Consider the following 12,819-nt stretch of genomic DNA (forward strand, 5'->3'; position numbering starts at 1 on the left):
ATCAAGTTTTCTTTCGCAAACAAAAAAACTGTTAGCACATGGATTCAAGAAGTGCTAATTTTTATTGAAAAAAAATCCTTCCTCAGATATCCTTCAAGCTATAAACTTTGTACAAGAATTTTAACCTATAACGGAGTGATTCATATGACTCAACAAACTCAAAAGAAAGTCTCTCTTAGGCCTCTTGGAGATCGTCTTCTCGTTAAAAGAATTGAACAAGAAGAAACTCTTAAAGGAGGCATTATTCTTCCTGATAGCGCAAAAAAGAAGCAGGAAATGGCCATTGTCGTCGCCATTGGTAGTGGAAAAACCACAGATGATGGTAAAAACCTTCCCATGCCTGTTAAGGTTGGAGACAAGGTTTTAATGGACAAGTATTCTGGACAAGAAGTGACCATGGATGATGAAGAATATGTTGTTCTTCGTGCTGGTGACATTATCGCAACGATTGAATAACAACAAGGAGAAGAATTATTTATGGCACCTAAAGATATTAAATTTAAAGAAGATGCACGAAACAAGATACAGAAAGGGGTGAAAGCTCTGTCTTCTGCGGTCAAAGTGACTCTTGGACCAAAAGGACGCAATGTTGCGATCGACAAAGGTTACGGAGCTCCTAAGGTTACAAAAGATGGTGTGACCGTTGCAAAAGAGATTGAGCTTGAAGACAAGCATGAGAATATGGGCGCCCAGATGGTCATCGAAGTAGCCAGCAAAATGAACGATAAGGCTGGTGATGGAACAACCACTGCGACTGTTCTTGCTGAAGCGATTTATCGCGAAGGCCTTCGAAATGTAACCGCTGGGGCAAACCCTATGGAAATCAAGCGAGGAATTGAAGAAGCTGTTGATATTGTGACTGGAGAGCTCAAAAAAATGAGTAAGTCGATCCAAGACCGCAAGGAAATCGCTCAAGTTGCAACCGTTTCTGCAAACAACGATCCTGAAATTGGAGAAACGATTGCAAAAGCGATGGAGCGCGTTGGAAAAGATGGAACCGTCACAGTTGAAGAAGGAAAGGGATTTGAAACCACCCTTGATATCGTTGAGGGTATGAACTTCGACCGCGGATATCTTTCTGCTTATTTTGTTACAAATCCTGAAACTCAAGAAGCTATTTATGAAAATGCTTTTGTTCTGATTTACGACAAGAAAATTTCCTCGATGAAGGACTTTCTTCCTGTTCTTCAAGCTGTAGCAGAGAGTGGTCGCCCACTCATTATTATTGCTGAAGATGTTGAAGGTGAAGCACTCGCAACACTAGTTGTGAACCGTCTCCGAGCAGGACTTAAAATTTGTGCTGTAAAAGCTCCTGGATTTGGAGATCGCCGCAAAGAAAGCCTTAAAGATATCGCAATCTTGACAGGCGGAGAGTATATCAGTGAAGAGCTTGGAATGAAGCTTGATCAAGTCACTCTAGAAATGCTTGGAACTGTGAAAAAAGTCGTCGTCAAAAAAGAAGACACTACTCTAGTTGAGGGTGGAGGCGATAGCAAAGAGATCCAAAAGCAGATCGAACTCATTAAGAGACAGATTGCAGATAGCACCTCTGATTACGACCGAGAAAAACTTGAAGAGCGTCTTGCGAAGCTTTCAGGTGGGATTGGTATTATCCGCGTAGGTGCTGCTACTGAAGTTGAAATGCGTGAGAAAAAAGACCGCGTTGATGATGCTCTTCAAGCCACAAAAGCCGCTGTTGAAGAAGGAATTCTACCTGGTGGTGGAAGTGCCTTTGTACATTGCGTCCCTGTCCTTGAAAAGCTTATCACAAGCCTCAAAGGATGCAAAAAAGTAGGTGCTGAGATCGTCATGAAAGCTATCTCCTACCCTTTACGCCAAATTGCTGAAAATGCAGGACAAGAAGGATCGATTGTTGTCCAAAAGGTGATGGGAATGAAAGCAAACGAAGGGTGGAACGCTCTTACGGATGAGTACGGCAACCTTGTTGACATGGGAGTTATCGACCCTACCAAGGTCACTCGCCTTACGCTCGAGCTTTCTGCATCAATTGCTTCTCTTCTTCTTACAACAGAAGCAATTATCACCGATGAGCCTTCAGAAGACAAAGCGGCTCCTGCAATGGCAGGCGGAGGAATGGAGTACTAGTATTCCTCACTCTCTTCGAGAAAAAAAGCACTTCCTAAATGGAAGTGCTTTTTTTTTATGCTTCGATGATTTATCCGTGGGGTTATGAAGAAACTTATTGCAATCCTTGTGGCCATCATCCTAGTCATCACAGGATTAGGCTATCTTGCTTACTTGAATTCTTCTATGATCCTTGCAGAAATCATCTCAAAAAAGACAATGACACCTGTCTCGATTAAGGATGTCATTTGGGGAAAAGATAGCTTCACGATTGACGATATCATGATCGCCAATCCCAAGTCAGCGCGACTTCCTACTGCAATGAGGGTAAAAAGAATCAAAGTAGATGCTCCATATAAGCAGTATCTTGAAAACCCTATTCTAATTAATCAAATTCATTTGGATAGCGTCTACGTCAACATTGAAATCTACAATAAAGACCAGACTGAAGGCAATTGGCAAACGCTCATGGGTAATATGGCAGTCGATCATAAGAGTCTTCTCCCAATAAAAAGGTCTGCGCTTATAAACAAACTGATTCTTACCAACATTCAAATTGATTTGATCCTTTCCGATGGGAAACTTCACCACCTCTCCCTTATTGAACGCCTTGAGTTTGATAATATCAGCTCCGATAAGGGAATTCCTACTCAAGAAATCTCAGAAATTATCGTACAGAAAATGATGCAATCGATCTTTTTGGAGAAAGGGCTTAAATCTATCATTGAAGCTCCTGTTGACATCATCAAAGGAGTCATTCCCTTTTTATGACTCACTTGCCCCTCACCAAAGACAAAATACAAGGAATGCGGACACTTTTTGTGATCCAAATTTTCTCGACCTTGAGTTTCAGTGTCCTTTATTCAACGCTCGTCCTTTTCAACACCAAAGGCCTCCATCTGGGAGCCGAGACAGCAATTGCCATTACTGGGTCATTTGTAGCATTTAATACCATTCGTAAAAAATAAAGTCATAAATTTAATTAGTCTTTTCATGTAAGCTGTTTGACTTTAACAGGAGGTGAGTGTTGAGAGGAAGAAAGGCCGCTCAGATAAAAGGACTTGATCAGTACGATTTCGATAAGCTTGCTAAAACAGAGGGGAGTCCAAGAGAAAGGAGACGGTTTCTGGTATTTGCCCATCTCCAAGAAGGGAAGACGTTTACAGAAACAGCAGGAGTAGAAATAGAGTCTGTTGATATTTGGTTCCAAGATGAGGCTAGAGTGGGGCAAAGAGGCACTGTAACCCGTACATGGGCCAATAAAGGAACACGTCCTCGGCTCGCACGTCAGCAGCAATTTGAATACGCTTACATATTTGGAGCTATTTGCCCCGTCAGAGATGAAGCTGTAGGCCTTGTAATGCCAGCTGTAAATACAGAGGCAATGCTTGTGCATCTTGAGTACATTTCCATGAAGATTCCTGAAGGAAGGCATGCAGTTATTGTGCTGGATAGAGCTGCTTGGCATACAACAAAGCGACTTAAAAGGTTTAGCAACATAAGCCTTCTACCGCTTCCTCCGGTTTCTCCAGAGTTGAATCCAACAGAACAAGTATGGCAAACGCTTCGAGATGAACATCTAGCGAATCGCTGTTATGAAGATTATGATGCGATTACAATGGCCTGCTGCGATGCATGGAATGCATTTGTTGACACTCCAACCAGAGTGAGAAGGCTCTGCTCAAGACCGTGGGCTATTTTATGACGTTATTTTTTACGAATGGTATTAGTAATCCTCTTGAAACCAATTCCAATTTTTCTGAGACCTTTAACTTTCTAGGTTGGAGTGCTATCATTGCGGGAGTGGTGCTCTTCCTTCTTACTCCGTTTCTAAAAAGACTCATCCAAGAAAAACGCAGCCACACCGCTCCCCATCCATACAATGCCCCAAAAGACACCCCGAAATAATTTCGCACTACCCATTTGTGCTAAAGCCTGGAAAGAGTGTCATTCCTCCATCAACAAAAATACTGGTTCCATTGACATAGTCAGCTAAATCTGAGGCAAGCCAAACAGCGGTATTGCCAATGTCCTCAACTTGACCAATTCGTTTATAAGGGATCACATTCATTAGTTCTTCTAAAGCTTCGGGAGTTTTCCAGGCTTCTTTATTGATCGGAGTCTTGATTGCCCCTGGGCAAATACTGTTGACCCGAATTTTTTGAGGAGCCAGTTCTTGGGCAATACTTTTCATCATAAGCATGATTCCCCCTTTAGAAGTGGCATAGTTAGCGTGCCCAGACCAGGGAATCATTTCGTGCACAGAACTCATGCAGATGATCTTCCCTAGAGCGCAAGAAACATCTCGCATTCCCCTTCGGTTAAACTCACGAACCGCCTCACGAGCACACAGAAATTGTCCGGTAAGATTAATTCCTAAAACCTTGTTCCATTTATCGAGGGTCATTTCGGCAAAAGGAGAATCTTGTTGAAGACCTGCATTGTTAACCAGGATATCGATCGTTCCAAACTCTTTAATCATGAGCTGAAACATCGCTTGAACTTCTTCTTCATTTGAAACATCCGCCTTTACAACGAGAACCTTTCCCCCAAGCTTGGAAACTTCATCAGCAACTGCTTCGGCTTTTTCCTTATTGCCTGCATAGTTCACAACTACGTCTGCACCCGCTTTTGCAAGCGCAGCAGCAACTCCATGCCCGATTCCTGAACTAGATCCTGTTACAAGTGCCTTTTGGCCTTTGAGTAATTTTGTCATAAGTCGACTCCTTTCCCCCTAAATACTCAAATCACCTCTCTTTTGCAAGCAATAGTCTAGAACTTCACGTCCACCAGCTATCAGTGGAAAAGTGATAGCCTCTTTATGAGTCACCCATCTCCCTTCAGTATGTTCCTTCAAATGAATCTGAAGTGCAGGTCTCTTTTCAAAAGAGCAATGATAAACAGTGAAGTCATATTTCAAATCCCCTCGATCAAAATAAAATGTGAGAAAATGAGAAAGATCCTTTGGAACCAACGCGACTCCCGCCTCTTCATGTAATTCTCGCCGTGCTCCTTCAATGCGAGCTTCTCCTTCATTGAGTTTCCCCCCAGGAAGGCACCACTTTTCACCTGAAAAGCATTTGGGGTGGCGTTTGAGGAGTAGAAAGGCATCCTGGTACTGACAATAACATCCGATAACAGTAAGGTCTGAGATAAATCCCTCGGGAGCTTCTAAAAAAACTTGAAGAGCCATTTCCAATAAATTGGGTATTCTGTAAAGTGCACGGGTATGGCTATCATAGATATATTTCCAAAAATATGTAAGCTTTTTCCTGGAGCTACAGGTGTTTTTCTCCAAATCGGAATGGTTTTGGTCAGCTACTATCACACACTTTCCGAAAATGTTGTCATCAACACCTCTTTTGAAGAAGCTCGGGGCCTTGAAAAATTTGCAAATGTCCTGCTTATGCCAACCCAATACCTCTGCGAAGGAAAATCTGTAAGTTTTAATGGCCAAGAGTTTGAGGTAAAACAACGGTTTCAGTACCAAACTAAAAAACGCGTCTATTCTCCTATTGCTTTAACATTTTTCACACCGGGAGTTCTTTTGGGATGCACTGTGAAAGGAATTGCTCTTTTTAATCATGAAGTCAAGGCGCGCCACATCGCTCTAAAAGCCCACTTTAACTCCACTAAAATGCTCTCAAATCTTAAGCAATTCCACACTTTTGGCATCGATACTACTGACTGGAGGGAAGGCGAGGCATGCATTCCTCAAGGGTATAAACGCCGCCCAGGCGATGAAAACAATCTAGCTCCCGATAAAGAAGCCCTCGTTGAAATCTCTAAACTTCTTTCAGAAGCTGGGATCCCCTTCTGGGTTGATTGCGGCACATGTATTGGGGCCTATCGATATGGAGGAGTTATCCCATGGGATAACGACCTCGACCTTTCAATTCTTGTCGATGACTTCCAAAATGCTAAAAACATCCTTAAAAATCTCAATTCTAAAAAATTTGCTTCTCAAGATTGGTCAAGCCGAGGGCGTCCTGGAAGCTATATTCGCGTTTACGTAAAAGAAAGTCAAAACCACATTGATATCTACTGCAATGATATTGACCCCGCTAAAAAAACAATCACCTATATCGTTGCACACCTTGATAGCAACTTCATGGCAGAAGATTGGAAAGAAAGGGAACGGAGACAAATGTCCCCTATCCCCTTTGATGTCGTATTTCCACTGAAGAAAGGCATCTTTGATGGGATCGAAGTCCCTGTTCCCAACAAAACAGCCCGTTTCATCCAATACAAGTACGGTCCCAACATCAATCCTCCACGAGCCTACAATGAAGAAACTGGTGAATACGAAAAAGACCTTACACACCCTTATTGGAACGTTCCACTCGCTCACTAGATAGCATCTCTATCACAAATATTCTGCAATTGCAGCAGGCTTCTCGAACTGTTACCCTTGGCGCACTAATTAATTTTTTGTTACGCTTTTTTATCTTGCTAATGAAAGAGGTAATCTCATGCTTAAGAAGTTCTTTTTCTTCCTATTTCCACTTGTATTGTTTGCTCATGATCCGCAGCAAGTGCCCCCTCAATCACAGCAACAGCAAGCAACAGCCTCCTCAGCAAAGACAGCAGCAGACAATGCCCCAAGGACAACAGACACCGCCTCCTCAAGTGCAGCAACAAAGACAAGCGCCTCCACCTCAGCTGCAGCAGCGCTCTATAGCACCCGTTTCTCCCCATGTGGAGAAAGAAATGCCTCCTATTACGCCACCAGCAGGTTCCCTACCTGAGCACAAAATCGATTTTGTCGTGAATGCTGAGTTCCTCTACTGGTATGCCACAACAACCAACCTCGCATATGCAACAAAATACGTCATATTCACCCAAGAAAATTCAGCTGATCCCGCAGCTCGCTTTGTCGGCCCTGAAAAAATTTATGAGCCCCACTGGAGCTGGGGACGAGGCGTTTGGTTTGGAGTCGGAGTTGTCACAAACCACGATGTTTGGGACGTCTATAGTGATTGGACTTGGATCTACAACAGCAGCTTTGATTCAATCAATGTTCAAAGCTATCCAGCCAACGATTTGACTAGACTACAAAACCCTATCGGAACACAAGCCCTAGCTTCCCCTTGGTTTACCGATGGAACCCACTCCAACAACTCAGCCAAAAAGAATCTATGCCTTTGATTGGGATTAGGCTCCAGGTGTGCGCATAGCCTTTGGAGTCAACACCAATTATGATGGGTGGGACGTTGCAATGGATTGGACCTATCAACAAATCATCGACTTTGCCATTGGATCTAGGGTTGAACAAACATGGATCAACCCGCAATTTAAGGAGACATTCCGTATGATGTTTGATATTGAATGGGAAGCTCATCTCTACCCCTCCTATAATCATCTCAATCAGACGACTTCTGACAACTCAACCTTTAACAACGCTTCTTCAATCGATGCGCCAGCCATTTTTCGCCCGGCAAGAGGCAACCTCTCTCTCAGGATTCATTATCAAGAGTCGCTTCGAATTCTAAACCCGTATTTATACGGGAAGAATTGAGCGCTTAGAAGCGTGTTCAGCTGCACTTTGATGGGCCATTATTGAAAATAAGCAATCTATTAAATAAACAGCCACACCTACATAGACGGTTTTTCGCACAAACATCCAAGCGGCATCGGAAAGCAAACTCGCATTTTTGAGTTCAAGCTGGGTCTTTGCCTTAATGTCTTTGATAAAAAACGTCGTTGGAAGCGAAATTAGCAGAGAAAATGCAAGCTTTTTCATCAGAAGGAGAAGAACTACTCATCATTTCCGATGCCTTTTTAAAAATTTCTCCCCTTGAGTTTTCTGCAAACTCAACCCCCTCACGGATGGATTCAATATAATTATTGACTTCAGTAGCGAACATCCTAGCTCCTGAGTCTAAATGCCCCCAGATAGGCACTGCTTTTTCTGATGCAGAAGCGTAAATACTATTTGAATACTCACGAATACTTAAACTAAACAAACGACTTCACTTTACAATGACAATTACAATAATTAATAATAAAAAATCGATGTTTTTTGTATTATATAATATTAAACATTTTACTTTACCAATGAGAGGCCGATTATTTTGTGCTTTCCTGTTTCCTGCTCAAGAAGGGAAAGATCAAAAATTGGATGATAGTGCGCACGAGGGACAAAAACTAAGGTCTTTTTATAAGAGCCCGGGGGAATGATAAAATGCTCACGAGCCTTTTCATGAAAGTCTTCGTTAAGACTAGAGTTAGCCTTCATCGATTTCACACCATCTACAATTGCAGGCAATACAAGAAGGCTGTAGCCCACAACCCTTCCTAGCGTAGAAGTGTAGACGGACTGGGCCACCTCCTGAGTATTGGTGCAGGGGATGCTAATCTCTTTTGAAGAAAAAATGTAGGTTTTGTCAGTCGTATTTTGAAAGGTGAGTTGAATCGGTTGATATCCTTTCGCAATCACATTGCGGCCAAGATAGGTTAAGCAATCCTCTTTAGTAAAGGCCTTGCAACCAATATGCATCCCATCAATCTCCGGATAGTTCCTTACAGAGTATGGATCTAAAGCAGAGAGGTCGCTAGCTTTGTAAGAAGCACACCCTGTCAAGAGTAGCGTCAAAAGAAAAAGGGTCCATTTCATCCGTTATCTCCAAAGAATATATTCGGAGTGTAACGAGAGAGCTTTTTTTTGTCGAAAAGAAAGCCCTCTACTTTTGACCGAATAGTAACTGGGCCCAAGTTTTATCTTTAACCACTCTCTTAAAATCATGAAGGCTATGCCCTCCATCACATATCCTGATATAGCGTTCAGGATGAGATAAAACAGGATTTGTAGTAAGTGGATCTTTACTCGTTGCAAGGTTTATATGATAATGGCTTTTCTTAGCGCGGTATCCATCCCATATAATCCTCCAGAGCTTCTTACTCTTACAACATCTTGAGGCAAACTGTCCTCCTCTTGAGTGCCCTGTAAAAGCTACGACTTCACCCCACTTTGGTTCTCCATACTTCTTGTCATACTTCTTTATGTATTTATCTTCCCAAGCCTTGACTGTCTTCGTCATTGAAAATAGTAACATTTTTGTTACTATTGGGGATGTTGAAACATTTTCGATCCATTGAATATCATTATTACTCCCTTGGAATGACACAACATGAACCTTTCGGTGCCCCTTTTGGATACAAAATAGCCCTAATACCCACGGATATGACGAGACTTTTTCTAATTCCTTAAGAACGATTTTGCCTTCAGTCTGCTCCTCTAAGTATTTATTTACCGCATCTTTGTTTCTTTCGACTAGAGAGCCTTCTTCATAAACTGCATCAGCAACAGTCCAAACTTCATAAGGAGTTAGCTCACTACCTATTGGATCCACGGGCAACCTCTATTGAACCGCAGAAAGGGCTACTACCTTAGACTCCCCCGTCTTTTGATCAGACAAAGAAAGCTCAAATATAGGAGCATAATGAGCCTTTGGAACAAAAACAAGTGTCGTTGAATATGAGTTAGGCCTGATTTCAAAACTGTCTTTTGCTTTAACAGAGAAATCAGTATCGAGCGCACCATTGGCATTTGATGACTTAATTCCATCAACAATCGCAGGAATAAAAAGAAGAAAAGTAACAGGGAGAAAAAGAATGCCTCCAAGCGTATATCCCGTTACACGCCCCGCTGTTGATGTATGAACGGTTCGAGCAACTTCTTCAGGGCTTGCACAGATAAGACTTACTCCTTTGGTCGAAAAGAGATAGCTTTTATCACTTTGATTGTAAAATGTGAGTTGCACAGGCTGATATCCTTTCGCAATCACGTTGCGGTCAAGGTAGCTATAACAATCCTCAATAGTATAAGCCTTACAACCAATAGAAATCCCTTCCATATTCTCATAAATCCGCACATGCTCAGGATTCAGAGCGGAGAGAGAGTTTGCTTGATACGATGCACATCCGGTCAATAGAATCGCCATCCCAACCCCTAAGGACATAAATATTTTTCTCATTTGAGTTCTCTGTTAGATTTGACTGAGTCGATTTTAGCCTGTGAACTCATTTTTTGTCGAAGAGAGTTAGAGCCAAACCTGAGTCCAATCCGCCCTACGATTTCCTTATCCAAACCATAGCCAGGAAGGTATCCCGAAGTTTTTCCGCCAAGCTCAGTGTATAGAGCAATAAATCTATTTAGGTTTAACGTACTTGTCACCGACAGAGCCACCCCCCACCTGCGCTTATTTAATGAAGGGCGATAAGCCTCCCCGGTCTCATCCAACTCTTCTAGGGTTGCTGAAGTGACAAACACCCCTTGATTCCATCCATCAAAACGGAAACCCACGGTTCCTATTTTCCCTTGAAAAAAGTGGTCATAGGCAAACCCTGTTCCGAAACTTCTTTTCCCTCCTTTGAAATAGAAATAAAGAGGCTCTCCGTGAATCGTAAAAAAATTTTCTAAATATGCTTCTGGAGCATAAGGGGCGTATGCAATTTTCGCATTGGGAAGATAGCGAATATTTTCCCCCAATGAAATCATCGGAAAATTCCACGCTCTTCCCTCAGCAATATAGTAAAAGAATGCGTAATAGCTGTAAAACGTCATCGGATCAAGCCAGTTGAAAATCGACCAGCGGGTTAGCTGCCCTATCGTTAGATTATCGTTGATATAGGAAGCATTTTGTAGTTTGAGATACGCATCGATGTCATTCCCTTCAGAAATTCCGTCATTATTCAGTCTTCTGAGCTGAGTAATCAGAGTGTACCAGAAAAGAGACTGCTCCGCTTCAGCATAGGTCATGGCAAGTCGCCCATCAATCTCTCCTTGATGCATCCATTCCATTTTCAAATCACGAGCCAAGATGGCTTCAGCTTCAAGACCAGCAACAGCAACAGCCATCATATCCCCTACCTTAAAGGAGTCTTTTACATCAAAGTAGGTCGCACCACCCCAAGGAGTCACCGTATATTTTTTTGGTGTCACACCCAATTCTCTTAGCCGATATCCATGCCCAAAAATTTCATGTTGTGCTATAGATGTCATGGTATTGAGCTGCGACCAGAAAAGGATCTGCTCAGCAGCCCTCCCCCAAACCTTTGTTGTTGAATCTCGCCCCCCCCCTGGGAAAAGACGGTCCTCTCCCATAATGAGTAGATCCTGGGCAGTTATCAGATTTGTAGCTCCCGAATAGGGTGAGAAGTGAAGATCAACCATTACTGTTTGAGTAGCAACAGTCGTTCCCATTAATAATATTAAATATAAAGCTAAGATTCGTTTTTTCACAGGGACTTTTCATGAAAAAGTTTTGACATTGACTAAGATTTAACAGAAGATAACACTTCTGATTAACTTAGAGGTGTTTATGTCAAAGAAACAAGTGGCCAAGTTCTATTCTGAAGTAGATCAACTCCTAGATCAGCAAGCCTTCATTGAGTCCATAGAAATAGAATTCAAAGATATCCAAGACCCACGTGCTAAAGATAACTTGTCGTATCCGTTGGTTGCCCTACTAGTCATTATCTTAGCAGCGGTCATAGCTGGGGCTAATGCTATCATCCATATTCATGAGTATGCATGTACAAAAATCAGCTTATTCCAACGGCTTCTTGGAATCAAAAAACCTCCCAGCTATACAGTGTTTTGGTGGCTTCTCGTTATGCTAAACCCCCAAAAATTACAAGAGACTTTCATTCGATGGATGAAAGCTCTTCCTGTTGAAGTGAAAAAGCAAATTATCGCAATCGATGGTAAAAGGCTCAATGGGGCATCCAAGCAAACAGTTCATCTTGTCTCGGCTTGGGAAACAGGTCGAAGTTTGTTGCTAGGCCAAGTCAAAACAGAGGAAAAATCAAATGAAATTACTGCCATTCCAGAATTGATAAAAGCCATAGATATCAAAGGATCAATTATCACTATTGACGCTGCAGGCTGTCAGAAAAAAATTGTGGAAGACATTCGCAGGGCAGGAGGCGATTACGTGATAGCTCTAAAAGGCAACCAAGGAACTTTACATGATGAAGCCCAAAACTTCTTCGATCAGGCAAGGGAGGTTGAATATGAAGGGGCAGAGTGTGCTAGGGCCAAGAAAATTGAAAAAGCTCATGGAAGAATCGAGGAGCGAGAAGTTGCTGTAGCCAGTAACCTAGAATGGTTAGACTGTCGAGAAGAGTGGCAAGACTTAAAGACTCTTATCGAAGTAACTTCAAGACGAGAAGTTAGGGGGAAAGTTAGCGTAGAAAAACGTCACTACATCTCAAGCCTTTCTTTAATTCCTCAGGAGGCGATAAAGCTAGTGCGAGGGCACTGGGGAATAGAGAACCATCTTCATTGGATGATGGACGTAGTTTTCAAAGAAGATGCCTGTTGTATAAGCACGGGTAATGCCCCTGAGAATTTTGCGGTTTTTCGGCGAATGGCGCAGTCGATACTTCAGGTAGATGCAAAGGGAACAAAAGGGATAGCAAAGAGACGGCGGCTAGCTGGGTGGAACGATAGCTATCTTATTAAACTACTTGGAATATTAATCAACGACATCTCTGTAAAGTCTTTTTTATGAAAAGTCCCTGGTTTTTTCATCACTTTCCCCGTATTTTGAACGGACTAGTTTATTAATTAGGGAAAATAAAAACAAGGCCCGACGAAAGTCGGGCCCACTCTCCGGATGCTGGATTCGAACCAGCGACCAATAGATTAACAGTCTACTGCTCTACCGCTGAGCTAATCCGGAATAGAGAGGGTCATCATAACCTCTTCAAGATTTTAGATCAAGGGTC

At 42.4% G+C, this 12,819-nt stretch carries 17 protein-coding genes and 1 tRNA gene; 10 read left to right on the forward strand and 8 right to left on the reverse strand.

Annotation, left to right across the window (positions count from 1 at the left end; translation table 11 throughout):
- Positions 1 to 144 precede the first annotated feature (144 nt).
- The 6 genes from R2I63_RS02105 to R2I63_RS02130 all read left to right on the forward strand — a co-directional run bounded on the left by R2I63_RS02105 (position 145) and on the right by R2I63_RS02130 (position 3,993).
- A complete protein-coding gene (locus R2I63_RS02105; protein WP_316358323.1) occupies positions 145 to 456 on the forward strand; it encodes a co-chaperone GroES in 312 nt (103 codons plus the stop codon).
- Positions 457 to 477: 21 nt separating this feature from the next.
- A complete protein-coding gene (gene groL, locus R2I63_RS02110) occupies positions 478 to 2,106 on the forward strand; it encodes a chaperonin GroEL (RefSeq protein WP_316358326.1) in 1,629 nt (542 codons plus the stop codon).
- Positions 2,107 to 2,190: 84 nt separating this feature from the next.
- On the forward strand, positions 2,191 to 2,856 hold the full coding sequence (locus R2I63_RS02115; protein WP_316358327.1) for a hypothetical protein: 666 nt from the start codon (positions 2,191 to 2,193) through the stop codon (positions 2,854 to 2,856).
- The gene (locus R2I63_RS02120) at positions 2,853 to 3,053 is read left to right on the forward strand and encodes a hypothetical protein (RefSeq protein ID WP_316358328.1); all 201 of its coding nucleotides are present in this window, start codon (positions 2,853 to 2,855) and stop codon (positions 3,051 to 3,053) included. Before R2I63_RS02115 ends, R2I63_RS02120 begins: the two co-directional genes overlap by 4 nt.
- A gap of 56 nt (positions 3,054 to 3,109) precedes the next feature.
- Positions 3,110 to 3,790: an IS630 family transposase gene (locus tag R2I63_RS02125; protein ID WP_316358329.1), complete on the forward strand. Its 681-nt coding sequence runs from the start codon at positions 3,110 to 3,112 to the stop codon at positions 3,788 to 3,790.
- Entirely contained in the window at positions 3,787 to 3,993 is a 207-nt protein-coding gene (locus R2I63_RS02130) for a hypothetical protein (protein ID WP_316358331.1), read from the forward strand. Before R2I63_RS02125 ends, R2I63_RS02130 begins: the two co-directional genes overlap by 4 nt.
- Positions 3,994 to 4,000: 7 nt before the next feature.
- Here R2I63_RS02130 and R2I63_RS02135 read toward each other — a convergent pair whose 3' ends face one another.
- Both R2I63_RS02135 and R2I63_RS02140 read right to left on the reverse strand, forming a co-directional pair.
- Entirely contained in the window at positions 4,001 to 4,801 is an 801-nt protein-coding gene (locus R2I63_RS02135) for an SDR family oxidoreductase (RefSeq protein ID WP_316358333.1), read from the reverse strand.
- 18 nt (positions 4,802 to 4,819) lie between these two features.
- Positions 4,820 to 5,278, reverse strand: a complete 459-nt coding sequence (locus R2I63_RS02140) for an NUDIX hydrolase (protein ID WP_316358335.1) — start codon at positions 5,276 to 5,278, stop codon at positions 4,820 to 4,822.
- A 36-nt stretch (positions 5,279 to 5,314) separates the two neighbouring features.
- On the opposite strand from R2I63_RS02140, the gene R2I63_RS02145 reads away from it, so the two are divergent.
- The 3 genes from R2I63_RS02145 (at position 5,315) to R2I63_RS02155 (ending at position 7,603) form a co-directional block, all read left to right on the forward strand.
- Positions 5,315 to 6,439: a LicD family protein gene (locus R2I63_RS02145; protein ID WP_316358336.1), complete on the forward strand. Its 1,125-nt coding sequence runs from the start codon at positions 5,315 to 5,317 to the stop codon at positions 6,437 to 6,439.
- Positions 6,440 to 6,606: 167 nt separating this feature from the next.
- A complete protein-coding gene (locus R2I63_RS02150) occupies positions 6,607 to 7,233 on the forward strand; it encodes a hypothetical protein (RefSeq protein ID WP_316358338.1) in 627 nt (208 codons plus the stop codon).
- 19 nt (positions 7,234 to 7,252) lie between these two features.
- The gene (locus R2I63_RS02155; RefSeq protein ID WP_316358339.1) at positions 7,253 to 7,603 is read left to right on the forward strand and encodes a hypothetical protein; all 351 of its coding nucleotides are present in this window, start codon (positions 7,253 to 7,255) and stop codon (positions 7,601 to 7,603) included.
- A gap of 160 nt (positions 7,604 to 7,763) precedes the next feature.
- On the opposite strand, the gene R2I63_RS02160 is transcribed toward R2I63_RS02155, so the two are convergent.
- The 5 genes from R2I63_RS02160 to R2I63_RS02180 all read right to left on the reverse strand — a co-directional run bounded on the left by R2I63_RS02160 (position 7,764) and on the right by R2I63_RS02180 (position 11,329).
- The gene (locus R2I63_RS02160; protein WP_316358341.1) at positions 7,764 to 8,051 is read right to left on the reverse strand and encodes a hypothetical protein; all 288 of its coding nucleotides are present in this window, start codon (positions 8,049 to 8,051) and stop codon (positions 7,764 to 7,766) included.
- Positions 8,052 to 8,131: 80 nt separating this feature from the next.
- Positions 8,132 to 8,701: a hypothetical protein gene (locus R2I63_RS02165; RefSeq protein ID WP_316358342.1), complete on the reverse strand. Its 570-nt coding sequence runs from the start codon at positions 8,699 to 8,701 to the stop codon at positions 8,132 to 8,134.
- Between the two features lie 67 nt (positions 8,702 to 8,768).
- Positions 8,769 to 9,437, reverse strand: a complete 669-nt coding sequence (locus R2I63_RS02170; RefSeq protein ID WP_316358345.1) for a hypothetical protein — start codon at positions 9,435 to 9,437, stop codon at positions 8,769 to 8,771.
- Between the two features lie 9 nt (positions 9,438 to 9,446).
- Positions 9,447 to 10,028: a hypothetical protein gene (locus tag R2I63_RS02175; protein ID WP_316358346.1), complete on the reverse strand. Its 582-nt coding sequence runs from the start codon at positions 10,026 to 10,028 to the stop codon at positions 9,447 to 9,449.
- Positions 10,029 to 10,057: 29 nt separating this feature from the next.
- Positions 10,058 to 11,329 (reverse strand): hypothetical protein, encoded by a 1,272-nt coding sequence (locus R2I63_RS02180; protein WP_316358348.1) that lies wholly within the window; start codon positions 11,327 to 11,329, stop codon positions 10,058 to 10,060.
- Positions 11,330 to 11,408: 79 nt separating this feature from the next.
- On the opposite strand from R2I63_RS02180, the gene R2I63_RS02185 reads away from it, so the two are divergent.
- On the forward strand, positions 11,409 to 12,602 hold the full coding sequence (locus R2I63_RS02185; protein WP_316357147.1) for an ISAs1 family transposase: 1,194 nt from the start codon (positions 11,409 to 11,411) through the stop codon (positions 12,600 to 12,602).
- A gap of 99 nt (positions 12,603 to 12,701) precedes the next feature.
- Here R2I63_RS02185 and R2I63_RS02190 read toward each other — a convergent pair.
- Positions 12,702 to 12,773 (reverse strand) — tRNA-Asn (locus R2I63_RS02190).
- Positions 12,774 to 12,819 lie beyond the last annotated feature (46 nt).

This window comes from Candidatus Neptunochlamydia sp. REUL1 (genome assembly GCF_963457595.1).
Lineage (GTDB): Bacteria > Chlamydiota > Chlamydiia > Chlamydiales > Simkaniaceae > Neptunichlamydia.